Annotated in this window: 24 protein-coding genes; 14 read left to right on the top strand and 10 right to left on the bottom strand. The window is 69.0% G+C overall.

What is annotated here, in order from left to right:
• The first annotated feature begins 43 nt into the window (after positions 1 to 43).
• The 8 genes from leuS to F791_RS0112605 all read left to right on the top strand — a co-directional run bounded on the left by leuS (position 44) and on the right by F791_RS0112605 (position 7,743).
• Positions 44 to 2,635 (top strand): leucine--tRNA ligase, encoded by a 2,592-nt coding sequence (gene leuS / locus F791_RS0112640; RefSeq protein ID WP_019592730.1) that lies wholly within the window; start codon positions 44 to 46, stop codon positions 2,633 to 2,635.
• A complete protein-coding gene (lptE, locus tag F791_RS0112635; RefSeq protein WP_026333040.1) occupies positions 2,632 to 3,198 on the top strand; it encodes an LPS assembly lipoprotein LptE in 567 nt (188 codons plus the stop codon). Before leuS ends, lptE begins: the two co-directional genes overlap by 4 nt.
• The gene (holA, locus tag F791_RS0112630) at positions 3,198 to 4,235 is read left to right on the top strand and encodes a DNA polymerase III subunit delta (protein WP_018138178.1); all 1,038 of its coding nucleotides are present in this window, start codon (positions 3,198 to 3,200) and stop codon (positions 4,233 to 4,235) included. The genes lptE and holA overlap by 1 nt, the downstream gene beginning before the upstream one ends.
• A gap of 4 nt (positions 4,236 to 4,239) precedes the next feature.
• Positions 4,240 to 5,544 carry a glutamate-5-semialdehyde dehydrogenase gene (locus F791_RS0112625; protein ID WP_019592728.1) on the top strand — a complete coding sequence of 435 codons (1,305 nt, stop codon included), beginning with the start codon at positions 4,240 to 4,242 and terminating at the stop codon, positions 5,542 to 5,544.
• 69 nt (positions 5,545 to 5,613) lie between these two features.
• Positions 5,614 to 6,264 carry a nicotinate-nucleotide adenylyltransferase gene (nadD, locus tag F791_RS0112620; RefSeq protein ID WP_018174538.1) on the top strand — a complete coding sequence of 217 codons (651 nt, stop codon included), beginning with the start codon at positions 5,614 to 5,616 and terminating at the stop codon, positions 6,262 to 6,264.
• 7 nt (positions 6,265 to 6,271) lie between these two features.
• Entirely contained in the window at positions 6,272 to 6,664 is a 393-nt protein-coding gene (rsfS, locus tag F791_RS0112615) for a ribosome silencing factor (RefSeq protein WP_018138175.1), read from the top strand.
• Between the two features lie 15 nt (positions 6,665 to 6,679).
• Positions 6,680 to 7,150, top strand: a complete 471-nt coding sequence (gene rlmH / locus F791_RS0112610; protein WP_019592727.1) for a 23S rRNA (pseudouridine(1915)-N(3))-methyltransferase RlmH — start codon at positions 6,680 to 6,682, stop codon at positions 7,148 to 7,150.
• Positions 7,150 to 7,743 carry a nucleoside triphosphate pyrophosphatase gene (locus tag F791_RS0112605; RefSeq protein ID WP_019592726.1) on the top strand — a complete coding sequence of 198 codons (594 nt, stop codon included), beginning with the start codon at positions 7,150 to 7,152 and terminating at the stop codon, positions 7,741 to 7,743. The genes rlmH and F791_RS0112605 overlap by 1 nt, the downstream gene beginning before the upstream one ends.
• Positions 7,744 to 7,753: 10 nt before the next feature.
• On the opposite strand, the gene F791_RS0112600 is transcribed toward F791_RS0112605, so the two are convergent.
• The 5 genes from F791_RS0112600 to glgA all read right to left on the bottom strand — a co-directional run bounded on the left by F791_RS0112600 (position 7,754) and on the right by glgA (position 15,597).
• On the bottom strand, positions 7,754 to 9,178 hold the full coding sequence (locus tag F791_RS0112600) for a sigma-54 dependent transcriptional regulator (RefSeq protein WP_019592725.1): 1,425 nt from the start codon (positions 9,176 to 9,178) through the stop codon (positions 7,754 to 7,756).
• Positions 9,175 to 10,824, bottom strand: coding sequence for a PAS domain-containing sensor histidine kinase (locus tag F791_RS0112595; protein WP_019592724.1), 1,650 nt, complete (start codon positions 10,822 to 10,824; stop codon positions 9,175 to 9,177). The genes F791_RS0112600 and F791_RS0112595 overlap by 4 nt, the downstream gene beginning before the upstream one ends.
• Positions 10,825 to 10,845: 21 nt before the next feature.
• Positions 10,846 to 11,127: a PP0621 family protein gene (locus tag F791_RS0112590; protein ID WP_018138170.1), complete on the bottom strand. Its 282-nt coding sequence runs from the start codon at positions 11,125 to 11,127 to the stop codon at positions 10,846 to 10,848.
• Between the two features lie 66 nt (positions 11,128 to 11,193).
• A complete protein-coding gene (ppc, locus tag F791_RS0112585) occupies positions 11,194 to 14,034 on the bottom strand; it encodes a phosphoenolpyruvate carboxylase (RefSeq protein WP_018174543.1) in 2,841 nt (946 codons plus the stop codon).
• An 87-nt stretch (positions 14,035 to 14,121) separates the two neighbouring features.
• Positions 14,122 to 15,597 (bottom strand): glycogen synthase GlgA, encoded by a 1,476-nt coding sequence (glgA, locus tag F791_RS0112580; protein WP_018174544.1) that lies wholly within the window; start codon positions 15,595 to 15,597, stop codon positions 14,122 to 14,124.
• Positions 15,598 to 15,750: 153 nt separating this feature from the next.
• On the opposite strand from glgA, the gene pgi reads away from it, so the two are divergent.
• The gene (pgi, locus tag F791_RS0112575; protein WP_018138167.1) at positions 15,751 to 17,409 is read left to right on the top strand and encodes a glucose-6-phosphate isomerase; all 1,659 of its coding nucleotides are present in this window, start codon (positions 15,751 to 15,753) and stop codon (positions 17,407 to 17,409) included.
• A gap of 21 nt (positions 17,410 to 17,430) precedes the next feature.
• Here pgi and F791_RS0112570 read toward each other — a convergent pair whose 3' ends face one another.
• Positions 17,431 to 18,297 (bottom strand): bifunctional nuclease domain-containing protein, encoded by an 867-nt coding sequence (locus tag F791_RS0112570; protein WP_018138166.1) that lies wholly within the window; start codon positions 18,295 to 18,297, stop codon positions 17,431 to 17,433.
• A 90-nt stretch (positions 18,298 to 18,387) separates the two neighbouring features.
• Between F791_RS0112570 and F791_RS0112565 the strand changes: the two genes are divergently transcribed.
• Complete coding sequence (locus tag F791_RS0112565) at positions 18,388 to 18,987, top strand: DUF938 domain-containing protein (protein WP_018649091.1); 600 nt, start codon at positions 18,388 to 18,390, stop codon at positions 18,985 to 18,987.
• 30 nt (positions 18,988 to 19,017) lie between these two features.
• Here F791_RS0112565 and F791_RS0112560 read toward each other — a convergent pair whose 3' ends face one another.
• Together F791_RS0112560 and F791_RS0112555 are read right to left on the bottom strand one after the other, a co-directional pair.
• Positions 19,018 to 19,437 (bottom strand): DNA polymerase III subunit chi, encoded by a 420-nt coding sequence (locus F791_RS0112560; RefSeq protein WP_018138164.1) that lies wholly within the window; start codon positions 19,435 to 19,437, stop codon positions 19,018 to 19,020.
• A 16-nt stretch (positions 19,438 to 19,453) separates the two neighbouring features.
• The gene (locus F791_RS0112555; RefSeq protein ID WP_019592723.1) at positions 19,454 to 20,932 is read right to left on the bottom strand and encodes a leucyl aminopeptidase; all 1,479 of its coding nucleotides are present in this window, start codon (positions 20,930 to 20,932) and stop codon (positions 19,454 to 19,456) included.
• Positions 20,933 to 21,021: 89 nt separating this feature from the next.
• Between F791_RS0112555 and lptF the strand changes: the two genes are divergently transcribed.
• The 3 genes from lptF to F791_RS0112540 are packed head-to-tail and all read left to right on the top strand — an operon-like array spanning position 21,022 to position 23,860.
• Complete coding sequence (gene lptF, locus F791_RS0112550; protein ID WP_019592722.1) at positions 21,022 to 22,137, top strand: LPS export ABC transporter permease LptF; 1,116 nt, start codon at positions 21,022 to 21,024, stop codon at positions 22,135 to 22,137.
• Positions 22,134 to 23,207, top strand: coding sequence for an LPS export ABC transporter permease LptG (lptG, locus tag F791_RS0112545; protein ID WP_018994726.1), 1,074 nt, complete (start codon positions 22,134 to 22,136; stop codon positions 23,205 to 23,207). The genes lptF and lptG overlap by 4 nt, the downstream gene beginning before the upstream one ends.
• Positions 23,204 to 23,860, top strand: coding sequence for a GDSL-type esterase/lipase family protein (locus F791_RS0112540; RefSeq protein ID WP_018994346.1), 657 nt, complete (start codon positions 23,204 to 23,206; stop codon positions 23,858 to 23,860). Before lptG ends, F791_RS0112540 begins: the two co-directional genes overlap by 4 nt.
• 43 nt (positions 23,861 to 23,903) lie before the next feature.
• On the opposite strand, the gene F791_RS0112535 is transcribed toward F791_RS0112540, so the two are convergent.
• A complete protein-coding gene (locus F791_RS0112535; RefSeq protein ID WP_019592721.1) occupies positions 23,904 to 24,440 on the bottom strand; it encodes an RDD family protein in 537 nt (178 codons plus the stop codon).
• 62 nt (positions 24,441 to 24,502) lie between these two features.
• Between F791_RS0112535 and F791_RS0112530 the strand changes: the two genes are divergently transcribed.
• Positions 24,503 to 24,868 carry a PilZ domain-containing protein gene (locus F791_RS0112530; protein WP_018174552.1) on the top strand — a complete coding sequence of 122 codons (366 nt, stop codon included), beginning with the start codon at positions 24,503 to 24,505 and terminating at the stop codon, positions 24,866 to 24,868.
• A gap of 51 nt (positions 24,869 to 24,919) precedes the next feature.
• Here the strand turns inward: F791_RS0112530 and glp are convergent, their stop codons facing one another.
• Entirely contained in the window at positions 24,920 to 26,164 is a 1,245-nt protein-coding gene (gene glp, locus F791_RS0112525; RefSeq protein ID WP_018994272.1) for a gephyrin-like molybdotransferase Glp, read from the bottom strand.
• Positions 26,165 to 26,178 lie beyond the last annotated feature (14 nt).

Below are 26,178 nucleotides of genomic sequence, written 5' to 3'. Positions count from 1 at the left end.
GCGCAGTTCTTTGTTTCCCGCGATAAAGGCACAGGTGAGGCGCATGCAGGAGCAGTATTCCCCGGAGGTGATCGAGGCGCAGGTACAGCGCCAGTGGGAGGAGGCCGACTGCTTCCGCGCGCGCGAGGACGCCCCCGGCGAGCCGTTCTACTGCCTGTCCATGTTCCCCTACCCGTCGGGCAAGCTGCACATGGGGCATGTGCGCAACTACACCATCGGGGACGTGATCGCGCGCTTCCAGCGCATGCAGGGCAGGAGCGTGCTGCAGCCGATGGGCTGGGATGCCTTCGGCCTGCCGGCGGAGAACGCGGCGATGCAGAACCACGTCCCGCCGGCCGCCTGGACCCGCCAGAACATCGAGCAGATGCGCACCCAGCTCAAGCGCCTGGGCTTCGCCTATGACTGGTCGCGCGAGTTCGCGACCTGCGATGCCGACTACTACCGCTGGGAACAGTGGCTGTTTGTGCGCCTGCTGAAGAAGGGCCTGGTCTATCGCAAGAAGGCGACCGTGAACTGGGACCCGGTGGACCAGACCGTGCTCGCCAACGAGCAGGTGATCGAGGGCCGCGGCTGGCGCTCCGGCGCGCTGGTCGAGCGCCGCGAGATGCCGCAGTGGTTCCTGCGCATCACCGACTACGCCGACGAGCTGCTGGAGGCCCTGGACGGGCTGGACGGCTGGCCGGACCAGGTGCGCACCATGCAGCGCAACTGGATCGGGCGTTCCGAGGGCGTGGAGCTGGAATTCGCGGTGGACGGCGGCGAGCCGCTGACCGTCTACACCACGCGCCCGGACACCCTGTTCGGCGTCTCCTACATGGCGCTGGCCCCGGAGCACCCGCGGGTGCAGGCGCTGGCGGAACATGACGCCGACCTGGCCGCGTTCGTCGCCGACTGCGCGCAGGGCGGGGTGGCCGAGGCCGATCTGGCGACCATGGAGAAGAAGGGCCGGTCGCTGGGCTTTACCGCCCGCCACCCGCTGACCGGAGCGGAGGTCCCGGTCTGGGTCGCCAACTTCGTGCTGATGGAATACGGCACCGGCGCAGTGATGGCGGTGCCGGCACACGACGAACGCGACCACGAGTTCGCCACGCAGTACGGGCTGCCGATCCGGCAGGTGATCGCCCCGGCCGGCGGCGCCGAGTGCGACGTACAAGCCGCGGCCTTCACCGATCCCGGCGTGCTGGTGAACTCCGGCGACTTCGACGGGCAGGCCTCCGAGGCGGCCAAGGCCGCGATCGCCGAACACCTGGAACAGGCCGGGCTGGGCCGGCGCCGGCGCAACTACCGCCTGCGCGACTGGGGCATCTCGCGCCAGCGCTACTGGGGCTGCCCGATCCCGGTGATCCACTGCGACGACTGCGGGGCGGTGCCGGTGCCGGAAGCCGACCTGCCGGTGCGCCTGCCGGAGGACGTGATCCCGGACGGCGCCGGCTCGCCCCTGGCGCGCATGCCCGAGTTCTTCGAGGCAACCTGCCCGGAATGCGGCAAGGCGGCGCGGCGCGAGACCGACACCTTCGACACCTTCTTCGAGTCGAGCTGGTACTTCGCGCGTTACGCCTGTGCCGACAACGACACCGCGATGCTGGATGCGCGAGCCGACCACTGGCTGCCGGTGGATCAGTACGTCGGCGGCATCGAGCATGCCGTGCTGCATCTGCTGTATGCGCGCTTCTTCCACAAGCTGCTGCGCGACGAGGGCCTGCTGGCCTCCGACGAGCCATTCACCCGGCTGCTGACCCAGGGGATGGTGATCGCGCCGACCTTCTACCGCGAACGCGGTGACGGCGGGAAGGACTGGATCAACCCGGCCGATGTCGAGCTGGAACGCGCGGAGGACGGCGCCGTGAAGGCCGCGCGCCACCGCGAGGACGGCCAGCCGGTGGTCGTGGGCGGCATGGAGAAGATGTCCAAGTCGAAGAACAACGGCGTGGACCCGCAGGCGCTGATCGAGCGCTTCGGTGCCGACACCGCGCGGCTGTTCACCATGTTCGCCGCGCCGCCGGACCTGTCGCTGGAGTGGTCCGACTCCGGCGTCGAGGGCGCGCAGCGCTTCATCAAGCGCCTGTGGCGGGCGGTGCACGAGCACGTGAACGGCGATGCGCCGGGTGCGCTGGATGTGGACGCGCTGGACGACGCCGGGCGCGAGCTGCGGCGCAAGCTGCACGACACCATCGCCAAGGTGACTGACGACATCGGGCGGCGCCAGACCTTCAACACGGCGGTGGCCGCGAACATGGAGCTGCTGAACGATCTCGGAAAATTCCCGAAGGATGCGGCCCGGGCCGCGGCCGTGCGCCAGGAGGCCCTGGAGGGCATCGTGCGCATGCTGGCGCCGATCATCCCGCATGTGACCGAGATGCTGTGGCGCGCGCTGGGCCATGACGAGCTGGTCGCGACCACCGCCTGGCCGACGGTCGACGAGGCCGCGCGCCAGGCCGCGCAGGAGACCCTGGCGGTGCAGGTGAACGGCAAGCGCCGCGCCGAGATCGCGGTCCCCGCCGGTGCCGACAAGGACGCGATCGAGGCCACCGCGCGGGGTGACGAGAACGTGCAGCGGCACATCGAGGGACAGAACGTGGTGAAGGTCATCGTGGTGCCCGGCCGCCTGGTGAACTTCGTGGTCAAGCCGCAATGAGCGCGGTGCTGCGCGCGGTGCTGGTCGTATGGCTGGCGGTTGCCGTGGCCGCCTGCGGCTTCCAGCTGCGCGGCAGCATGGACTGGCCGGAGGCCCTGGCCCCGGTGCAGATCACCGGTGTGAATCCGCGGGACTCCCTGTACCGTGAGCTGGCGGTGGCCTTCGGCTCGGCCGGGGTCGAGGTGGTCGATCAGCGCCCCGAGGGGCAGGGAGCCACCCTGGATGTGCGCTCCGTGCGCGACCGTCGGCGCACGCTGTCGGTGACCGACGCGGCACGGGTCGCGGAGTACGAACTGATCCGGTCGGTGGAGGTGCGCCTGCGCCCGGTGGACGGCGAGGCTGTGGATCTGGGCACGTTGCACGCAAGCCGGATCTATCTGTTCGACGGCTCGGCGGTGCTCAGCCGTTCCGAGCGCGAGGAGACCCTGCGCGAGGCAATGAACCGGGATATCGTCAGCCAGCTGCAGCGTCGTATTCAGGCGGTGATCGGAGCCGACGGGCAGTTGCGCACGGAAGTCGAGTTCGAGGATGACCAGCCGATGACTGGAGAACCTACCGACTGATGGCCCAGGATCTCGCCCGCCTGGAACAGGATCTGGCGCGCGGCGTGGCGCCGATCTACCTGCTGCTGGCCGAGGAGCCATTGCAGGCGATCGAGGCGGCCGATGCGATCCGTGCGGCGGCCCGCGACCAGGGCTATCTGGAACGGACCGTGCTGGACATGACCGCGCAGTCCGACTGGGCGCCGTTCGAGTCCGCGATCCGCGACCGGTCCCTGTTCGCCGAGCGCAGCGTGCTGGACCTGCGCCTGGCCACTGGCAAGCCGGGCAAGGTAGGTGGCGATCACCTGAAGGCCTATGCGGCCGATCCCCAGGACGATCTCGTGCTGCTGTTGCAGCTCCCGCGGCCGGATCGGGACATGCGCCGGGCAGCCTGGTTCAAGGCGCTGGAGAACCGTGCGGTGGTGCTGCACGCGCGTCCGATCCCGCCATCCCAGCTGGGTCCGTGGGTTCGCGCCCGCCTGCAGCGCCATGGCCTGACGATCACGGATCCGGCGCTGGCGCTGCTGGTCTCGCGCATCGAGGGCAATCTGCTGGCCGCGCGCCAGGAGATCGAGAAGCTGGCGCTGGCGGGCGTGACCGACATCGACGAGGCCGTGCTGGCCGAAGCCACCACCGACGCCGCGCGCTTCGAGCTGTTTGCCCTGGCCCCGACCGCACTGCGCGGCGATGCCCGACATGCCCTGCGCATGCTGGAGGGGCTGCTGGACGAGGGACAGCCGGAGCCCCTGATCCTCTGGGCGCTGGCGCGCGAATGCCGGCTGCTGGTGCAGGCGATGGAGCGCAAGGCGGCCGGGGCGCCGGATCGCGAGGCCTTTCAGGGCAGCTTCGGAGACGGCCAGAAGGCCCTGCGCCAGGCGATGTCGCGGCTGAGCCTGCCGGCGGCGCGCGGGCTGCTGGGCGAGGCCGCGCGCGTGGATCGGGTCATCAAGGGTCAGGAAAACGGCAACGCCCGGCAGGGGTTGCTAGACTTGGTGGCCCGTATGGCGGGACGCCGGTTGTCCCGGCCATTGCCCGCACTGAACACCGAACGAGTCTGATTGCATGAACGCTGCCGTACACCCGACCGAACCCGCTGCCGCCGACGTGATCGCCCAGGTCGAAGCCCTGGGGCGTGCTGCCCGCGTGGCCTCGCGGCGCATGGCCGAGGCCGAGCCGGGTGCGAAGAACGCGGCACTGCACGCGATCGCCGAGGGCATCGCCGCGCGTCGCGCGGAGCTGGTGGAGGCCAATAGCCGCGACCTGGAGGCCGGGCGCGAGCGCGGCCTGGACGCCGCGATGTTGGACCGCCTGGCGCTGACGGATGCACGCATCGACACCATGATCGAGGGCTGCCGCCAGGTGGCGGGGCTGCCCGATCCGGTGGGCACCATCACCGACATGGCCTATCAGCCGAGCGGCATCCAGGTGGGCCAGATGCGCGTGCCGCTGGGCGTGATCGGCATCATCTACGAATCGCGCCCGAACGTGACCATCGACGCCGCCGCCCTGTGCCTGAAATCCGGCAACGCCGCGATCCTGCGCGGCGGCTCCGAGGCCCTGCACTCGAATCAGGCCCTGGCCGCGATCATCCAGGCCGGGCTGGAGCAGGCCGGGCTGCCGCGCGAGGCGGTGCAGGTGGTGCCGACCACCGACCGCGCGGCGGTGGGCGCGCTGCTGCGCATGCCGCAGTACGTGGACGTGATCGTCCCGCGCGGCGGCAAGGGCCTGATCGAGCGCGTCAGCAACGAGTCGCAGATCCCGGTGATCAAGCACCTGGACGGCGTCTGCCACGTGTACGTGGATGGCGGGGCCGATCTCGACAAGGCGCTGGCCGTGGCGGTGAACGCCAAAACCCAGCGCTACGGCACCTGCAACACCATGGAGACGCTGCTGGTGCACGCGGATCAGGCCGAGGCCTTCCTGCCGCGCCTGGCGACGGCCCTGGGCGAGCACCAGGTGAGCCTGCGTGGCTGTGCGCGTACCCGGGCCATCCTCGCGAACACCGGGACGGACATCGCCGAGGCCACCGAGGACGACTGGGTGGCCGAATACCTGGGCCCGATCCTCGCGATCCGCGTGGTCGACGACCTGGACGTGGCGATCGACCACATCAATACGTACGGTTCGCACCACACCGACAGCATCGTGACCGAGGACTACACCCGGGCCCGGCGTTTCCTGCGCGCGGTGGACTCCAGCTCGGTGATGGTGAATGCCTCCACCCGCTTCGCCGACGGCTTCGAGTACGGCCTGGGTGCGGAGATCGGCATCTCCACCGACAAGCTGCACGCGCGCGGTCCGGTGGGCCTGCACGGCCTGACTACCCTCAAGTACGTGGTATTCGGCGACGGTCATGTGCGTAGCTAGGAGCCTGCCGGATTTGGGGCTGATCTGCTGCGCGCGATTGAACCAGCGTCTCCCTGGGGCGATTCCCGCGTGATCGGGGTTCTCGGCGGCACCTTCGACCCGATCCATTTCGGCCACCTGCGCCCGGCCCTGGAGATTCAGCAGCACCTGGGGCTGGAACGGGTGCATTTCATCCCCTGTCACGTGCCGCCGCATCGTACGAGTCCGGGTACCGGCAGCGATGACCGCCTGGCAATGGTGGAGCGGGCGATCCGTGATGTGCCGGGCTTCGTGGCCGACCGCCGCGAACTGGACCGCGAAGGGCCCTCCTACACGGTCGATACCCTGCTCAGCTTCCGCGAGGAGCTGGGGCCGGATGCCCCGCTGGTGCTGATCATGGGCATGGACGCCTTCGCCGGCCTGCCGTCGTGGAACCGCTGGGAACAGCTGTTCGAGCTGGCCCATATCGTGGTTTCGCACCGCCCGGGCAGTCCCGCCTCGCAGGAGCTGGGCGGGTGGCTGGGCAACGCGGCCACCCATGATCCGGCCGCTTTGCGCTCCAGCCCGGCGGGCCGGGTGTACTTCCAGCCGGTGACCCAGCTCGATATCTCCGCCACGGCCATCCGCGACGAACTGCTTGCCGGGCGCAGCCCGCGCTTTCTGCTCCCCGGGGCCGTCAACCGCTACATTCAGGACCACGGCCTGTACCGGGCCGGGGCCCAACGACATCACGGAACCTGATCGACAAATGAACAGCGAACAACTGCTTGAACTCGTGACTACGGCGCTGGAAGACATCAAGGCGCAGAACATCCGCACCATCGATGTGCGCGGCAAGACCACACTGGCCGACTTCATGGTGATCGCCTCCGGGACCTCCGGGCGGCATGTGCAGTCGGCCGCCGAATCGGTCGCGCTCGAGGCGAAGAAGGCCGGTATCCAGCCGCTGGGGGTCGAGGGCCAGGAGAGCCAGGAGTGGGTGCTGGTGGACCTGAACGACGTGATCGTCCACGTGATGCTCCCGGAGACCCGCGACTTCTACAATCTGGAAAAGCTCTGGCTGGCCGAGGAGGCCGCGGATACCGAAAAGGCCGCCCCGGAAGACCCCAGCCTGGAGCGCGTCCGCCGCCTGCGCGGCTGACCGCCGCGCGCCGCCATGCGCCTGGACCTGATCGCGATCGGCAAGCGCATGCCCGACTGGGTGGCGGCCGGGTTCGACGAGTACGCCGGTCGCCTGCCTCGTGAGCTGAACCTGAACCTGCAGGCCCTGGCCGGCCCCTCCGGGGCCAAGTCCATGGATACGGCCACGCTGCTGCGGCGCGAGGGCGAGATCCTGCTGAAGGCCATCCCCGAGGGCGCCCGCGTGATCCTGTTGGACGAGCGCGGCAAGGGCGTGGACACCAAGGGCGTCGCGCGGCGCCTGGCCGACTGGCAGCAGGACGGACGCGATGTCGCGCTGGTGATCGGCGGGGCCGCGGGGCTGGATGAGGCCGTGCGCGCCCGTGCGGCATGGGCCTGGTCGCTGTCGCCGCTGACCTTCCCGCACATGCTGGTGCGGGTGCTGGTCGCCGAGCAGCTCTACCGCGCCTGGTCGCTGCTGAACAACCACCCCTACCACCGCGCGTGATGCCCGTGGCGCATCCGCTGCTGCTGGCTTCCGCCTCCCCGCGCCGGCGCGAACTGCTGGAGCAGGTCCAGCTCGTCTTCGAGGTGGCCCCGATGGACGTGGACGAGACCCCGCTACCGGGCGAGTCCCCGGAGGCGCTGGTCGAGCGCCTCGCCATCGCCAAGGCGGAGGCGGCCCTCGAGCGCGGCATCCCGGGGCAGTGGGTGCTGGCCGCGGATACCGTGGTCGCGCTGGGCGACGAGGCCCTGGGAAAGCCCGTGGATTTCGCCGATGCCGAGTCCATGCTGCAACGCCTCTCCGGCGGTGAGCACCGGGTGGTCTCCGGCATGGCCCTTTGCCGGCCCGGTGAATCCATGCGGGCATGCACCGTGACGACCCGCGTGCGCATGCGGCCGCTGACGCCATCCGACATCGAGCGTTACTGGGCGACGGGCGAGCCGCGCGGCAAGGCCGGGGCCTACGCGATCCAGGGGCGCGGTGCCGCCTTTGTCGAGTGGATTGCCGGGTCCTACACCAACGTGGTGGGGCTTCCTCTGTTCGAACTGGAGCAGTGGCTGGCGGCGATCCCAGACCCGCCGCCGCGCCGCGCCTGATCTGTCCCTTTTACTCGATCCCGAGCTTCTTGAGCCGGTAGCGCAGCTGGCGAAAGCTGAGCCCGAGCAGGCGCGCCGCCGCCGTGCGGTTGCCGCCGGTCTGCTGCAGCGCCGTGGCGATGGCCTGGCGTTCCTGCTCGGCCAGGCGCTGGTCCAGGGCGACGTCGTCCGCCGTTGCCGTCGGTATCTCGCGCCGGGGCGGGGGGGGTACAAAGCCTGGGGCCTCGGCCGATGGCAAGGGTTCGCCATGTGCGGAACGGGGTAGGTCAATGCTGTCGGCGTGAATCGTGGGGCCCTCGCTGAGGGTGGCCGCGCGTTCGAGGATGTTCTCCAGTTCGCGCACGTTCCCCGGGAAGGGATGCCGGGCCAGGGCCTCGAGCGCGTCCGGCGCCAGTTCCAGTGGCTCGGTACCCCACTGCTCGCTGATCCGGGCCAGCACGCACTGGGCGAGCAGAGGGATGTCCTCGCGTCGTTCCCGCAGGGCGGGGACCTTCAGTTCGATCACGTTCAGGCGGTAGTAGAGATCCTGACGGAAGCGCCCCTCGGCCACCGCGCGCTCCAGGTCGTGGTGCGTGGCCGACAGCAGGCGCACGTCCACCGGGATCTCGCGCGTGCCCCCCACGGGCTTGATCGCGCGCTCCTGGATTGCACGCAGCAGCTTGACCTGCATGGGCAGTGGCAGGTCGGCGACCTCGTCGAGAAACAGTGTCCCGCCGCTGGCGGCCTGGAACAGCCCGGTGTGATCCTGCGTGGCCCCGGTGAAGGCCCCCTTGCGGTGGCCGAAGAACTCGCTCTCCATCAACTCGCCGGGGATCGCCCCGCAATTGACCGGCACGAACGGGCGATCGCTGCGCGGCCCCAGACGATGGATCTCGCGTGCCACCAGCTCCTTGCCGGAGCCGGACTCGCCACGGATGAACACCGGCGCCTGGCTGCGCGCCAGTTTCTGGATCGTCGTGCGCAGGGTCTGCATCGGTGGTGCCTGTCCGAGCAAGGGGCTGTCGGTGCGGGTGGTATCGGCGTCCAGGACCGTGCCGGCATTCAGTGTCCCGGGCAGGTCAGGAGCGGGTTCCATTCGCAGTGCGGTGTCGATCAGCTCGCGCAGCTGCTGCAGGTCCACCGGCTTGCTGACAAAGTCGAATGCGCCCAGCTTCAGGGCCTGGACGGCGGTGTCCACGCTCCCGTGGGCGGTGATCACGGCCACAGGCAGGTCCGGGCGCTGGCCCTGGATGTGGCGCACCAGATCCAGCCCGTCGCCATCCGGCAGGCGCATGTCGGTCAGGCAGAGGTCAAAATCCTGCTGGGCGAGCAGTTCGCGCGCCCCGTTCAGGCGTTCGGTTGTGGTGGCCTCGATCCCCATGCGGGAGAGGGTGATCTCGAGGAGTTCGCAGATGTCCGGTTCGTCGTCCACGACCAGGACGTGGCGAATGCTCATGCGCGTTCCCTCGCGGTCTCCGTTGACGATGCTTCCGTGCTGCTTTTGCCCGCGACTGTTTCGGTCGGGGCGAACAGGATGCGGAAGCATCCGCCGGTGGGTGTGCTGACGTACTCCAGGGTTGCTCCGTTGTTCTCGCACAACATGCGCGAGATGTACAGGCCCAGCCCGGAGCCCCCGCCGCTGCTCGAGACGAACGGTTCGAACAGGTCGGAGCGCTGGTTCGGCGCAATGCCGGGTCCTGCGTCGAGGACATCGAGACTGACAACGCGTGCCACCTGGCCGGCGCCGCCACGCAGCACAATCGGCGGTGAGCCCGGCTGGTCGTGGCCCCCGTGTATGCGGGCGTTGGTGCAAAGGTTCCAGAGGACCTGATTCAGCTGCGAGGGGTCGAACAGCACTTCGGAGTCATACGGTTCGATCCTGGCGTGCAGCGCGACGCGCGGGATCTGCAGGGCGCCACAGAACTCGTCGACGAAACGGTCGAGAAATTCCTGCAGGTTCAGTCGCTCGCGTTGTCCGGTATCGCGTCGCGACAGGCTCAGCACGTTGGAGATTAGCTCGTTCACGCGCTTGCTCTGCTTGTTGATGATGGTCAGCAGGCGCTGGTCGGGTCGGGTCAGCTGTGGAGACTCGGCGAGCAGCTGGGCACTGTGGCTGATCGCGCCCAGCGGGTTGCGGATCTCGTGGGCGATACTCGCGGTCAGGCGGCCGAGCGCCTGCAGCTTGCTGGCCTGTGCCTGGCGCTGGATCTCCGCGAGATCCTCGAGGATCAGCAGCGTCCCGCGATCGCCCAGAGGGGTCAGGCGGACCTGCAGGGCGGGCTGGTCACGATCCCCCGGCAGCTGCTGCGTGTCCGTGCGCATCCCTGTGCTTTGCCATTGTTCGACCCGCTGCGCCAGCGCCGGCGAGATCTCGGCCAGCTGGCGGCCGGGGCGGGGCGGGAGCAGCCGGCGCGCGGCCTCGTTGATCGAACGGATCTCGCCATCCGGGTCGACCGCGATGACGCCGGCGCTCATGCGCGCGATGATCTGGGCGTTGAGCTCGGCGAGGTTGGCCAGGTCTTCTTCCTGACGCTCGACCTGGGCGCGGGTCGCCCCTGCGCGGCGCGCGACATGCCGGGCGAGTAGCCCGGCGGCGAAGAGCGTGGCGCCGAGCAGTCCGGCCTGGGTCAGGCCCGAGCCGTCCTGGTCCAGCAGGAAGATCGCCGCCGCCTCGGCCGTGAGCAGACCCAGGGTAGCGACGGCGGCCAGCGACAGGCTCAGCCGTCCGCCGGAGAGCAGGGTGGCGGCCACCACCGCGGGGATCAGCAACAGGCCGATGCCGGTGCCCACGCCACCGGCGACCAGGACCAGCGCGACCAGGCTGATGGTGTCGCCAATCCCGCCCAGTAGCGCGAGAGCGGCCAGACTGGTCGTGTTGGGGTCGCGGGCCGGGCGCCAGGTCATCGCCGCGACGAACAGCGCAAAAACCAGATAGCCGCCGGCGAGCGCCGGATACATCTCCGGTGCCGCGGCGTGCAGCCCCGCGGGACCCTCCGGTACCAGCCCCAGGATCAGCAGGACGCTGGCAACAAAGACGCGGTAGAGCGCGAACAGCCAGGCCGAGCGGCGCGTGTCGGCATCAAGCGCGATGGGCCCCCCCATGGATGCCGACCTCCCGCTGGATCAGTCGGCGCCCGAGTCGGAACCGGGCCCGGTATTCTGCCGGTTGCGGTCGATCTCGGCGTGTTGCGGGGAGCAGTAGAGGCGATCGCCATCGCGGTAGGCCTCGGCCTCCGGGACGTGTACGCCACAATAGGCGCAACGGATCACCGCGCCGCCTTCCTTCAGGCGGTCGGGGCGGGCGTCACGCGAGACGGACTCCTTGCGCGCGCTGGTGGAGCGCACCAGGGTGCGGACCGCCAGAAAGACGGCGACGATGGCAACGATGAGCAGCAGCAGGCGCATGCCGCGATTCTAACGCAAGGAGGTGCCCACCGCCCCCTCGGGTCCGGAAGCCTGGGGGGCGTACGGCTAGCCGGTGTTGCGCATCCCTGCGGCGATCGCGTTGATCGAGCGCAGCAGCGGCGAAAGCCAGGGGTTGTCCGCGTCGTCGTCGGCTTCGGCGTCGAACTGGCGCGACTCGCGCAGCAGGTGGATCTGGATGCTGTTGAGCGGGTCCAGATACGGGTTGCGCCGCTGCAGCGAGCGCGCCAACAGCGGTGTCTCGTCCATCAGTCGGTCCAGCCGGGCCACGCGCAGGACCTCGTTGACCGTGCGTGTGTGCTCCTCGCGCACGCGCGAGTACAGCCGTTCGGCCAGCTCCGGGTCGCTGCAAAGACGTGCGTACTCGGCCGCGGTGCGCATGTCCGCCTTGGTCAGGGCCATCTGGCAGTTCGACAGCAGAGAACGGAAGAATGGCCACTCCTGGTACATCCGCTGCAGCTGTTCCAGGCGTGCCGGGTCCTCGCCCCGCCACTGTTCCAGGGCCGATCCGATCCCGTACCAGGCGGGCAGGGTATGGCGCGACTGTGCCCAGCCGAACACCCAGGGGATCGCCCGGATCGAGCTCTTGGAACGATCCGTCTTGCGCCGGTGGGAGGGGCGCGAACCGATATTCAGGAAACCGATCTCCTGCACCGGGGTAATCTCGTAGAAGTAGTCGAGAATCCCCGGCGTGCGGTCGATCAGGTCGCGGTAGGCATCCTCGCCAGCACGGGCTAGCTCGCCCATCGTGTCGCGGTATTCGTCACGGTCCTGGCGTGCCGTGCGGATCAGGCTGCGCGAGGCGAGCATCAGACCGGTCGCCCCCATGCCCAGTTCGTAGACCGCCGTCTCTGCGTTGGAATACTTGTACGACAGCACCTCGCCCTGCTCGGTGAACTTGATCCGCCCCTGCACGGTGGCCGGGGGCTGGGCGAGGATGGATTCATGGGTCGGGCCGCCGCCGCGGCCCACGGTACCACCGCGCCCGTGGAACAGCTGGCAGCGCACGCCAAAGCGGTCGGTGATCCCGACGATCTTCTTCTGCGCCTCGTAGAGGTTCCAGCTGGAGGCGAGGATGCCGCCATCCTTGCAGGAGTCGGAGTAGCCGAGCATTACGTCCTGGACGTTGCCGGAGGCGGACAACAGGCGGGCATAGACCGGGTTGGACAGCAGGCCTTCCAGCACGTCCTCGACATGCAGCAAGTCCTCGATGGTCTCGAACAACGGCGAGATGCGCAGGTGGCAGAACGGCTCGCCGTTCTCGTCCTCGCCGGCCAGCCCCGTCAGGCGGCCCAGCAGCAGGACCTCCAGCACGTGCGAGGCGGCGTGGGTCATCGAGATCACGTAGGTGCCGATGCCATCCGGACCGATCTCGCGGCGCATCGACTGGATGACCTCGAATACGCGCAGGGTCTCCAGTGCGCCCTCGTCGAGGGCCTCGCGATTCAGATCGGCCAGCGATGGTGCCGCGATCAGGTCGCTCAGGACCTTCTGGCGGCCGGACTCGTCCAGCGTGTTGTAGTCGACCTCCGGTGCCAGTTGCTGCAGCAGCTGGGCGATGGCCTCGCTGTGGACCGTGGACTCCTGGCGCACGTCCAGGTGATGCAGGTGGAAGCCGCAGGTCTCGACCAGACGGATCAGGTCGGTCAGCGCGCCGGAGGCGATGTTGCGGTCGCCATGGCTGATCAGCGAGTCGCGGATCAGGTTCAGGTCCTGCAGAAAGGCATTGGCGTCGGCGTAGGCGCTGTTGGTCGGCAGCACGGCCGCCTCGCCCTGGATGCGCCGGCAGACCGTCTCCAGCGTCTCGCGCAGGCGGTAGCGCATGATGTACAGCTTGCGCCGGTACGGTTCGCTCTCGAAACGGTCGGAGGCGCCGTGGAACACGGCGTTGGCGATGTTGCTGTCGGCGTCCAGGCTGTCGAGGAATTCCTGCGACGGCTGGCACATATAGGCCGAATGGGTGAGGACATTGCGCAGGTGATTGACCCGCTTGATGTACTCGCGCAGGACCTGCTCCATCGCCAGGCGGCAGGCCAGTTCGGTGACTTCCGGGGTGACGTTCGGGTTACCGTCACGGTCACCGCCAATCCAGGAGCCGAAGTGCAGAAAGGCCGGGATGCGCACGGGCAGGCTGCCGTCTGGGTGTACCCCGTAGATGCGCCGGATCGCCTTCTCCAGGAAGCGGTAGGACAGCGGTATTGCCTCGAACAGGCTCTCCTCGAAATAGAACAACCCGTACTTGATCTCGTCCTGGACCTGCGGCTTTTTCACCCGCACCTCGTTGGTGCGCCACAGCAGCTGGATCTGGGTCTCCAGCTCCTCGATGATCAGGCGGCGTTCTTCCTCGCCCAGCTCGGGCTGGTTGAGCCGGTCGGCTGTCTCGAACACGCGGCGCTGGTTCTCCATCGTGGTCCGGCGACGGGCCTCGGTGGGATGCGCGGTGAATACCGGCTGGTAGTGCAGTTCCGCGAGCAGGCGTTCCAGTTCGGCGGCGGTCACACCCTCGTTGTGCAATTCGCGCAGCGTCTGGTCGAACGAGCCGGTCCACAGCGGCTCGCCGCTGGAGACCTGCGCGCGCCGCCAGCGGTAGAACAGGTCTTCCTCGGCGATGTTGACCAGGCTGAAGTAGATGCTGAACGCGCGGATCACGCGTTCGGTCAGGGTCGCGTCGAAGTGGGTGATGTCCGCCATCAGACGCTGGCGCAGCTGGGGATCTTCGTCCTTGCGCAGGCTCACGAAACCGCGGCGGAGCTTTTCCACTGCGTCGAATACGGTCTGGCCTTCCAGCTTGCGGATTACGTTACCCAGCAGTTCGCCGAACAGGCGCACGCGGGCGCGCAGTTCCTTGTCCTTGGGCAGGAATCGGTCGTCTAGGTCGGTTTGAGTCATAAGCCCTTCTGCACGCACAAGGCCGGCCCATGGGCCGGCCTTGTGGGGAACGTTGCTAGCGCGAAAAGAGGATGATTATAGCGCAGATCAGCCGGTCGTAGCCTGTCGCCTGCGGGGAACCAGTTGGCGATAAAGCGAGAGGTAGTGCTCGGCACTCGCGGTCCAGTCGAATTCCTGGGTCATGCCGGTGCGCAGGAGTTGTTCCCAGCGCCCGTCGGCGCGCTGCTGGTAGAGCTCGAGGGCGCGTTCCAGGGCCTGCGTCAGGGCGCTGACCGTGTCGGGCGTGAAGCTGAAGCCAGTGGCTGTGCCGTCGGCCAGGTTTTCGGGGCTTGCGTGCACCACGGTGTCCGCCAGCCCGCCCGTGGCATGCACCACCGGCGGGGTGCCGTAGCGCAGGCTGTACATCTGGTTCAGGCCGCAGGGCTCGAAGCGCGAGGGCATCAGGAACAGGTCGGACCCGGCCTCGATCTGGTGCGCCAGCGGCTCGTCGTAGCCGATATGCACCCCGACGCGGCCGGTGTAGGTCCGGGCCAGGGCGCCGGTCGCATGTTCCAGGTCCTTCTGTCCGGAGCCGACCAGGGCGAGCTGCACACGTCCGGCCTCCAGCAACGGGGTGCAGGCCGCATGGATCAGGTCCACGCCCTTTTGCTCGACCATGCGCCCGACATGGCCAAGCAGCGGTACGTCCGGGTCCTCGTCCAGCCCCATGCGTTTTTGCAGCGCGGCCTTGCTATGGGCCTTGCCGGCCAGGTCCTCCGCCGAGTAAGGCTGAGCGATGTGGCGATCACGGGACGGATCCCAGGCGCGGTAGTCGACCCCGTTCAGGATGCCGTAGAGGTCGGCGGCGCGGGCGCGCAGCACGCCGTCCAGGCCCATGCCTGATTCCGGCTCCTGGATCTCGCGGGCGTAGGTGGGCGAGACGGTGGTGATGGCGTCGGAGAAGACCAGTCCGGCCTTCATGAACGACAACTGGTCGTGGAACTCCAGGGCGTCCGGGGTCCACAGATCGGACGGCAGCCCAAGATCGTCCATCGCCTGCGCCGGGAACAGGCCCTGATAGGCGAGGTTGTGGATCGTGAAGATCGTGCGCGGGCGCGGGGCGCCACTGCGCTCGGGGTCCAGGAACACGGGCACCAGGCCGGTCTGCCAGTCGTTCAGGTGCACCAGTTCCGGTGCCCAGTCGAGCCCGGCCTCGTCGCGGGCGATGGCGGTGATCGCCCGGGCGAATCCGGCGAAACGCTGGGCGTTGTCCGGCCAGTCCGTGCCATTGCTGGCGCTGTAGGGGTTGCCGGCCCGCTGGAAATACTCCGGCCAGTCGACCAGGTAGACCGGCAGTTTGGTACCGGGCAGATGGCCTTCAATCAGCTGCCAGGGCGCATCCGGGGGGCCGGGCAAGGGTTGCGCGTGGGCCAGCTGGCTGCAGGCCTCCGGATAGCCGGGTACGACCAGCCGTACGTCCTGCCGCCGCCGGCGCAGGGCAACGGGCAGACTGGCGCTGACGTCGGCGAGGCCCCCGGTCTTGGTGAGGCCGTACGCCTCGCTGCTGGCGAAAAGGATGCGCATAACAATTTCCTGGGGAAACACGGGTGGAACCGGGAGCCCCGGTTGCGTTTCCAAGAGTGTAACGCAGGCGCCCGGAGCGATATGGGGCGCCGGGGCATTGAACGGCTGGGCGGCGCGCGGCAATCTGGAGTCACCATCGCAAGGGGCACACGGATGATCTCAGGGAACGAAGGGGCACGGAGTGATGATCTGGCTGCACATGCAGAGCGGCTGAACGAGTGCCCCCTGCGAAACCTGCTGGAAGAGGACTCGGGCCGGGTGCAGCGGGATGTGCAGGAGATCGCGGGGCTGCGCCTGGACTGGACGCGCCAGCGGCTGGACGGTCCGGCGTGGCAGGCCCTGGCGGCGCACGCGAACCGCTGCGGTGTGTCCGGAGCCCTGGAACGCCTGTTCTCGGGCGAGCGCGTGAACATCACCGAGGGGCGGGCGGCTCTGCATTCAGCGCTGCGCCTGCCGCCCGGGGCGTGCTGCGAGGTCGAAGGCGAGGACCTGGCGCGTGTGGTGCATGCGGAACTCGAGCGCATGGAGGCCTTCGTGCGGCGGGTCCACACGGGTGAGCATATGGGCCATACCGGGCGTCCGATCCGGCGCGTGGTCAATATCGGCATTGGCGGCTCCGACCTGGGCCCGCGCATGGTTTGTCGTGCACTGGCCGCACACGCGCGGCCGACCGCCGAGGGCGATCCGCTAACCGTGCGCTTTGTCTCCAATGTGGATGGCGCCGCGCTGTCCGCCGAGCTGCGCGAGGCCGACCCCGAGACGACTCTGTTCATCGTCGCCTCCAAGACCTTCGGCACGCAGGAGACCCTGACCAACGCCCGCGCCGCGCGTGACTGGCTGCTTGGCCACTTTCCCGAGGAGGCGGTCGCGCGCCACTTCGTCGCGGTGTCCACCGCGCGCGAGCGGGTGGTGGCGTTCGGGATCGACCCGGCCAACATGTTCGGCTTCTGGGACTGGGTGGGCGGGCGCTATTCGGTGTGGTCGGTGATCGGTCTGCCGGTGGCGCTGCTTCTGGGCATGGATGGCTTCCGCGCCTTCCTCGGCGGGGCGCACATGATGGACGAGCACGTGCGCGCCACGCCCCTCGCCGACAACGCCGCCGTACGCATGGCCCTGGTCGACTACTGGAACCAGAACCTGCTGGGGGCCTGCGCCCGCGCGGTCCTGCCCTATGACGAGCGCCTGGCCCTGCTGCCCGCCTATCTGCAGCAGGCAGAGATGGAGAGTCTCGGCAAGCGGGTGCGTCTGGATGGCCGCCCGGTGGAGGAGGATACCGGCAGCATCGTCTGGGGGGCGGTCGGCACCGATGGCCAGCACGCGTTCTTTCAGCTGCTCCATCAGGGTACGCGGGTGATCCCGGCGGAATTCATCGGCGTGGCCCGGCCGGAACACGACCTGCCGGCCCAGCACCCGCTGCTGCTGGCGAACCTGGTAGCGCAGGCGCAGGCCCTGGCGCTCGGCAAGGACGAGGACACGGTGCGCGCGGAGATGGCCGCGGCCGGGACCGCCCCCAAGCAGATCGATGCCCTGGCCTCGCACCGGACTTTCCCGGGCAACCGGCCCAGCACCGTGATCCTGCTCGAGCAACTCGATCCGGCAACGCTCGGGGCGCTGATCGCACTGTACGAGCACAAGATCTATGTGCTCGCGACGCTCTGGGGTATCAATGCCTTCGACCAGTGGGGCGTGGAGCTTGGCAAGCAGTTGGCGGGCGAGGCCCTCCAGGCCCTGCGCGGCGAGGGCGGGCAGCCGGACGCGGCCACGGCCGCGACGCTGGACTGGCTGCGCCCGCGGCTGCCGACTGCCGACTGACTTCTTTCCTGGCCAGTTCCGCTACACGGCCAGCGCGTCGTCCGACTCTTCGATCTGCGGGACGTCGGTGGGCAGAGTGATGGTGCGTTCCTCGCCGTCCAGCCAGAAGCGGATCTCCGCCTCTTCGCCATCCGGAGTCTCGGAGACCGCATCCAGGAATTCGATCGGGGTCTCGGGAGTTTGCCCGTTTACCTCCAGGATCAGCGCGCCCTGCGCCAGGCCGGCGGCTGCGGCAGCGCCCTGGGCGCGGCTGACCAGCACGCCGGGTTCATCCGGCAGTTCCAGTGCCTCGCGCAGGTCGTCGCGCACCGCGATCACGGTGATGCCGAGTGCGGTCACCACCTCGTCGTCGCCGGGCGGGCTGTATTCGAACGGCACGTCGGCCTCGAGGACGTCGGGCGAGACCGCAATCGTGGCACCGGTGCGCACGGCCAGGGCCAGGCCGTCACTGGGGCGGGTGTCGATGTAGCGCGGTTCTTCCTCGCCCTCCACGCGCAGTTCCAGCCAGCCGAGGTAGGTGCCGTCGACCAGGCCGTCGACGATCACGCGCTCCAGGGTCGCATTCAGTTCGTCCAGCAGGTTGATCATCAGGTCGTGCGTCTGCGGACGCGACAGCTGGACCTCGTGCATCGCCAGCAGGATGGCCTGCGCCTGGTCGGGGCCGATCACGATCGGTACCACCTCGCCGGAGTCGGGGTCGCGCAGCAGGGCGATCGGGGCGCCGGTCTGAGCGTCCATGCCGACGGTGGCCAGCTCCACCGGCAGCACGCGTTCCAGCGCCTCCGGATCGACTTCGCGGGCGAGGGTGTCACTGGCGGCGAGCGTGAGGGTGAACACCAGGGAGACGATCAGGACTCGGGGCCAGGCAAACCAGCGGGGATGCGACATGGGGCGGGCCTGTGTTCGGGATGTCCCTCGATCATGGCAGTCCGCCCCGGGCGCGTCCAGAATGACCCGAAATCCGATGCAGGAGAGATGATGCCCCGACACAAGCCGTACGCCCCGGCCGCGGAGGAGAACCGCGACCCCATCCTGTCCGTATTGCGCGACCGCTTTGCCGCCCCGGGACGCGTACTGGAGGTTGGGGCGGGAACGGGGCAGCACGCGGCGTATTTCGCCGGCGCCCTGCCACACCTCGACTGGCTCCCAAGCGATGTCGCGGAGAATCTTCCGGGGGTGGAGGCCTGGCGGGCGGACGCGGCGCTGCCGAACCTGCGGGCGCCGGTGGCGCTGGACGTGCTGGCCGACCCCTGGCCCGAGGGGCCGTTCGACTACGTCTACAGCGCGAATACCGTGCACATCATGCACTGGCCGGCGGTCGAGGCCTTTTTTGCCGGCGTGGGGCGGGTGCTGGCACCGGCCGGGGTGTTCGCGCTCTACGGCCCGTTCGCCCACGACGGCGCACATATGGCGGCCTCCAACGCGCGTTTCGATGCGATGCTGCGTCAGCAGGATGCCGGCATGGGCGTGCGTGACCGGGCCGACCTGGACGCGCTGGCCGCGCAGCACGGTCTCGGCCGGGCCGAGGTGGTGGAGATGCCGGTCAACAATCAGGTGCTGATCTGGCACAAGGCTTGAAGAGTCCGTGTTTCCCTGGTGCGGTGCGCGTCAGATGTTGTGGTGCTTCAGTGGGTAGCCGCGTTCCTTGAAGTAGCGGTAGCGGGCGCGGCCCGCCTCGCGCGCCGACTCCTCGCCGCCGACGATATCCGCGACGCGCTCGAAGCGCCCGCAGTACTCCGGCACCTCCGGCGCCAGGTTGATCAGCACGTCGCAGCGATCCGACGGGGCATGGGCTTCGTGCAGGGAGACCGGGACGTCCGCATCGCGCACATCGGTGCTGTGCGGCAGGAACGCGGTGTCCTCGAAGGTCCACAGCCACTCGTCCAGCGTGCGCGTCAGCTCCGGCGAGCCGGTGTGGATGTGCACGCGATGGCCCTGGCCGCTGGCCTTTTTCGCCAGGCGGCAGGTGAAGCGCAGGCGCGCCTCCGGGGCCGGGTCCTGCAGCAGGTAGAAGCTGACGTGGGTCATCCGCGCCCGACCCGGATCAGGCCTGGTCGAGCAGGTAGCGCATCAGCATCGGGACTGGGCGGCCGGTCGCGCCCTTCTCCTTGCCGCTCTTCCAGGCCACGCCGGCGATATCGACATGCGCCCAGGTGTAGTCCTCGGTATAGCGCGACAGGAAGCAGGCGGCGGTGATGGTGCCGGCCGGGCGCCCGCCGATGTTGGCCATGTCGGCGAAATTGCTCTTCAGCTGTTCCTGGTACTCCGGCCACAGCGGGAGCTGCCAGCCGCGATCACCGGTCTCCTCGCCGGCGGCCAGCAGGCTCTTCGCCAGGCGCTCGTTGTTGCCCAGGATCGCCGCGCCCTGATGGCCCAGGGCGATGATGCAGGCCCCGGTCAGCGTGGCGATGTCGATCACCGCCTTCGGCTTGTAGCGCTCCACCCAGGTCAGGGCATCGGCCAGCACCAGGCGGCCCTCGGCGTCGGTATTCAGGATCTCGACGGTCTGTCCGGACAGGGTGGTGACGATGTCGCCCGGGCGCGTCGCGCGGCCGTCGGGCATGTTCTCGGCACTGGTGACCACGCCGACCACGTTGACCGGCAGCCCCAGCTCGCAGCAGGCCTCGATCACCCCGAACACGCTGGCGGCGCCGCACATGTCGTACTTCATCTCGTCCATCTCGGCACCGGGCTTCAGCGAGATGCCGCCGGTGTCGAAGGTGATGCCCTTGCCGACCAGCACCACCGGGGCGTCGCCCTTCTTGCCGCCGGAGTACTCCATCGCGATCAGGCGCGGTGGGCGCTCGGAGCCCTTGCCCACCGCCAGGATGGCCCCGGCGCCGAGCTTCTCCAGGTCCTTCTCGTCCAGCACCGTGGCCTTCAGCTGCTTGTACTGCTTCGCCAGCTCGCGTGCGGTGTCGGCCAGGCTCTCCGGGTAGCAGACATTCGGCGGGGTGTTGCCCAGGTCCTTCGCGCGGTTCACGCCGGTGGCGATCGCCGCGGCCTCGGTGCAGGCCTGCTTCGCGGCCTCGGCGTCCTTGCGCTCCACGCACAGCTGGATCTTGTCCAGCTTCACCGGGGTGGTCTTCTCCTTGCCCTTGAACGGGGTGAAGCGGTAGGCGGCCTCCGAGATCGCCGCGACCAGGGTGTGCACCACCCAGGCGATGTCCTTGCCGCGCGGCTGGAAGTCCGCGACCGCGATCGCCGCGCTGGTGGCCGGGCGCTCGACCAGCGCGGCGGCCAGGGCCTGCGCCGCCTTGCGCGCGGCGCGGGCGTCGAAGTCCTTCTTCGCCCCCAGGCCGATCAGGAGTGCGCTACCCTTGGTTCCACCGCCGGGCAGCAGCAGCCGGCTGCCGGCCTCGCCATCCATCTCGCCGGCCTTCAGCAGGGCGGCGATCTCGCCGTCGCGCGCGGCATCCAAAGCGCTGGCGCCCGCGGCCGGCTTGCGCTTCTGGGCGATCCCGGCGGCGCGGATGCCGACGCGGGGTTTGTCGAGGGTCGAGGTGGTGACGGAGAATTGCATCAAATGCCTCCCGAAAATGAGTCCGAGCATGTTACCAGCGCCGAGCGGCGCCCGACCACGCGTCGCGTCCGGCGCGGGGTGACGGGCGCATGATCCTGCGTCGCGCCGAGCGCTTCATCGCCCGCGAGCTGTGGCTGACCCAGGCCGCAGTGAGCGTGGTGTTGCTGCTGGTCATTATCGGCGGCGTACTGGCGCGGGTGCTGCGCGACGTCGCCGAGGGCAGCCTGCCGGTCGATTTCCTCCCCGGCATGGTCGCGTTCGGGGCGTTCAAGGGCATTGTGTTCCTCTGGCCGGTCGCCCTGTTTCTGGCGTTCATGCTGGTGTTCGGGCGCATGCAGCGCGACAGCGAGATGACCGCGCTGCAGGCCAGCGGGATGTCGTTCGCGGCCCTGTACCGCGCGCTGTTCTGGGTGGCGGCCCCGGCCGCGATCCTGCTGCTGGTGCTGATGACCATGGTCGTACCCCGTACCGAGGCGCAGATCGACCAGTTGCGCGACCTGGCCGAGCAGCGCTCCGACCTGGTGGGGATTGCCCCGGGGCGTTTCCTGCGTTCGCGGGTGGGCGATCAGGTCTTCTTCGCCGAGCGCATGAGCGAGGATCGCGAGGCCTTGCTGGAAGTTTTCATCTATCGCGAGGTGGATGGAGAGTCGCAGATCACCGTGGCCGAGCGCGCGGTGCCCGATCCCGAGGCCGGGGGCAGCGGCTTCCTGCTGCTGGAGAACGGCTATCGCTACGTCGGCGAGCCCGGCACTGCGAGCTTCCGCATGCTGGAGTTCGAGCGCCTGCGCACCCAGATTACCGAGCCCGACCCAACCACGCGCCGCGCTAGCCTGGATGCGCTGCCGACCTCCGCGCTGTGGGCGCAGCGCGACGATCCCGAGGCGCGCGCCGAGCTGGAATGGCGTCTGGCAATGCCGCTGTCGATCCTGGTGCTGGCATTGCTTGCGCTGCCGCTGGCGCAGGTGCCGCCCCGCACCGGGCGCTATGCGCGCATCCCGGCCGCGATCGGTGTGTACGTGCTGTACGCAAACTTCCTCATCCTCGGGCAGGGACAGCTGGCCGACGGCCGCACACCACTGGCCCTGGGGCTGTGGTGGACCCATGGTCTGATGCTGGTGTTGTGGGTGGTGCTGGCCTGGCACAAGGGCCTGTTGCGGCTGCGATCGGCCACTCCTCGCTTGCGTGATGCCGGAGGGGCGCCATGACCACGGTGTTGGGGCGCTATGTGATCCGCCAGGTGCTGATCGGCACGACGTTGGCCGTAGTGTTGCTGGTCGCGCTGGACGCGGTGTTCGCGATGATCGACGAGCTGCGCGATACCGGCACCGGCACCTACGGGGTCACCGAGGCGATGCTCTACGTGGCGCTGACCCTGCCGCGGCGGATGTACGAAATGCTGCCCTCGGCGGCCCTGCTGGGCGGGCTCCTGTGGTTGGGCAACCTCGCCGCGAACAGCGAGCTGACGGCGATGCGGGCCGCCGGCATGACCCTGGGCCGGTTCATCGTCTGGGTGCTGCAGGCGGGGCTGGTCGTGGTAATGGTGATGCTGATTATCGGCGAGTTCTTTGCCCCGGCCTCGGAGACGCGTGCCCAGGCGTTGAAGGCCTCGGCCTTCGACGAGGAGATCAGCGTGGGGTCGATGGGGCTTTGGGCACGCGACGGTCAGCGGATGATCCACGCCGAGTCGGTGCTGGCCGGGAATCAGCTGATCGGGGTGCGCATCATCGAGTTCACCGGGGATCGCGAGCCCAGCCGCATCACCCGCGCGGCGCGGGCCCGATTTGTCGATGGAGATTGGCGGCTGGAGGACGTGGAGCGTTCGCAGCTGTCGCATGACCGCGTGGTCGCCGAACACCGTGAGCAGGAGACAATCGACCGGCTGATCGCCCCCGAGTATTTCGACGTGCTGGTGGTCGAGCCCAGCCAGATGGCCGCGCTCGATCTCTCTCGCTACATCGACTATCTGCAGCAGAATCAGTTGGATGCGGCTCCCTACGAGGTCGCGTTCTGGCAGCGCTTCACCCTGCCGGCCAGTACCTTCGTGATGCTGCTGCTGGCGATCCCGTTCCTGTTCGGCTCGCAGCGCGAGGGCGGCGCCGGCCAGCGCCTGTTTATCGGGATCGCGATCGGGGTCTCGTTCGTGATCGTGATGCGCGCGATCACCCACCTGGGGCTGGTGTACAACCTGCCGCCGCTGCTGGCGGCCAGCCTGCCGGTGTTGCTGTTCCTGGCCATCGCGCTGTTCGCGCTGCGACGCATGGCGGTGCGGGCATGATCGCTCCCTTGCGGCGGATATTTCTCGCGGGCGGTTTGGCGGGGCTGCTGGCCCTGCTCGCCGGCTGTGGTGGTAGCGGACCCGGTGACCTGGAGCCGCTGCCGCGCGCGGCCACGGTGCTGGCGTTCGGGGACAGCGTGACCCACGGGACGGGCGCCTCGCGCGGGGAAGATTTCCCGGCGCGTCTGGCCGAGATCACTGGCTGGCAGGTGGTGAACGACGGCGTGCCCGGCGACCGGGCGGACAGCGCGCGTGGCCGGCTGGGCCCCAGCCTGCGCGAGCACGAGCCCGATCTGGTGATCATCGGTCTCGGCGGCAATGACTTCCTGCGCCAGCGCGCCGCGCCGGCGGTCAAGGAGGACCTGCGGGCCCTGATCCACGAGGTGCGCGAGCATGGCGCCCAGCCCCTGCTGCTTGGCGTGCCCTCGGCCTCGGCCTTCGCGGCCGCCACGGGGCGCCTGCGTGACGACGGCATCTATGGCGAGTTGGCGCGCGAGGAGGAGGTCCCGCTAATCGACGGGGTGCTGTCAGGGGTGCTCTCGAACGGCGACCTGCGCGCGGATCGCATCCACCCCAACGCGGCCGGCTATCAGCAAATGGCGGAGCAAATCGCCGACGGGCTGGAGGAATCAGGCCTGTGGCTTGCCCCGTGATGTAAAGGACCCTGCGGGCTCCGGGGCCGCAGGCGGCGTCGGTTCAGGCCGCCTTGTCTTTTTTCCAGCGTGGTTTGGCCAAGCCCGGGATGCGTACCAGCTCGGTCCCGGACAGCCAGTCGTGCAGCATCCAGCGCCGTGGATGGAACTGCGACAGCCCCAGCGCGAAGATTGCCGCGGTGGTGACCGCCACGGTTGCCACGGCGCCGTGTTCGCGCACCGCCCAGATCGCCATCAGCACCACCAGCCACTGGGCGGCCGCCACCAGATAGCGCAGCGTGGCCTGCCAGGCGTTGACCGGCTGGCCATGCTCGGTGCGCAGCTGGATGTTCCAGGTCTGCAGGCCCAGGGTCTGCCCGGTGCGCGTCCAGAACCAGAAAAAGAATGCCCAGCCCACGAACAGGTTGGCGATGAAATGCGCGCGGGTGGAGTACCAGCCGGTCAGGTTGCCCAGTGCCACCACGATCATGCCCAGCACCATCCAGATCGCGATCAACAGCAGGGCGTCGTAGATGATCGCGCCGAAGCGGCGCAGCAGGCCGGCGGGCAGGCCTTCGATATTCTTGGGGTCTTGGCTCATGGGCAGGGTCGGGATCGGTATGCAGGTTGGTGGAACGGGCAAGGAGCGCGTAGTCTTCCTGTATGGAGCGACGGTTTCAACGTATCCCCCTGGAGTTTCCGGCCACCCTGGTCCATGCGAACGGGGAATGTCCCGTGCGCGTCGAGGACATATCGCTGCGCGGTGTCCTGGTCGAGGGGGCGCAGATCCCAGTTTTTGAGCCAGATGCCGTGGTCACGCTGGACATCCCTTTGTCCGACGAGGCGCGGATCGCGTTCGAGGGTCGCGTACGCTGGCAGGAGGGCCTGTGGCTGGGACTCGAGATCGAGGCGATGCCGCTGGAATCGGCGACGCACCTGCGCCGCCTGGTCGAGCTCAATCTGGGTGACGAGGCCCTGCTGGAGCGGGAATTTGCCGCCATGGCCGAGTCCGCCCCGACTCGCGAATAAGTCAGCCTTCAAAGCAAAGGCCCCAGCCTGCAATCCCGAAGGCTGCGGCGATCAGAAGACTTCCCGGAACGGGAGCACCTCCACCCATTCGCCCACGCGCGCCCCGTCGGACTCGCGCGGCAGCACGATGTAGGCATTGGCCTCGCTCATCGCGCGCAGCTGGTGCGAGCTCTGGCCGCCGGCCGAACGTACGACCCATCCACGCTCATCGGTGGCGAGCACCGCCCGCTGGAAGTCCTTGCGCCCGGGGGTCTTGCGCAGGTCCTCCACCAGGCGTGCGCTGATGGTGTGCGGCGGCGTGGTGTCGCGTCCGGCCAGGGCCTGCAGGGCAGGGCGTACCAGCAGCGCGAAGGTCGTCATGACCGCGACCGGGTTGCCGGGCAGGCCCAGGAAGTGGGCGTTGCCGAAACGCCCGAAGGCCAGAGGGCGGCCGGGCTTGATCGCGATCTTCCAGAAGCCGACCTGGCCCGAGGCCTGCAGGACACGAGTCACGTGGTCGGCATCGCCGACCGAGACGCCGCCGGTGGTGATGACCAGGTCCGCTTCCTGCCCGGCGCGCTCCAGCGCCTCGCGAACGGCCGCCTCTGTATCGCGGATCACGCCGTAGTCCAGCGCCTCGACCGGGTAGGAGGCCAGCAGCGCGCGCAGCGTGTGGCGGTTGGAGTCATGGATCTGGCCCGGTCCCAGCGGCTGTCCCAGCGGCACCAGTTCGTCGCCGGTGGAGAAGAATGCGACCCGCGGCTTGCGCAGTACTTGCAGCTCGCCGATCCCCTGGCTGGCCAGCACGCCGATCTCGGCCGCCCCGATGACATGCCCCCTGGCGAATAGTGCGGTCCCGCTGGCAGTGTCGCTGCCCGGGCCGCGAATGTTGTGCCCGGGCGCCAGGCCGCCGTTGTGCAGGCGAATCCCGGTTTCGCCGACGCGCTCGACCTGTTCCTGCATGATCACGACGTCGGCCCCGTCCGGGACCACGGCGCCGGTCAGGATGCGCACGCACTGGCCCGGTGTCACCGTGCCGTCCCAGGGGTGCCCGGCGGCCGAAGTCCCGGCCAGCATCAGCTCGCGGCCCTCGACGGCGTCGTCGGCGCGCAGGGCATAGCCATCCATCGCCGAGACGGCGGCCGGCGGGACGTCGATACGGGCGGCGACCGGCTCGGCCAGGGTGCGGCCCAGCGCCGATTCCAGTGCCAACGTCTCGGATTCGGTCAGTGCATCGCAGGCCTGCAGGATGGCCGCGCGCGCCTGTTCCAGGGTCAGTGCGTTGGGGTCGAATTCGTCGCAGCTGGGCACGGACATAGCGCTCGGCGTCT

The sequence above is a fragment of the Thioalkalivibrio sp. ALRh genome (assembly GCF_000381425.1).
Classification (GTDB): Bacteria; Pseudomonadota; Gammaproteobacteria; order Ectothiorhodospirales; family Ectothiorhodospiraceae; genus Thioalkalivibrio.
This window is presented reverse-complemented; position numbering and strand designations above follow the sequence as displayed.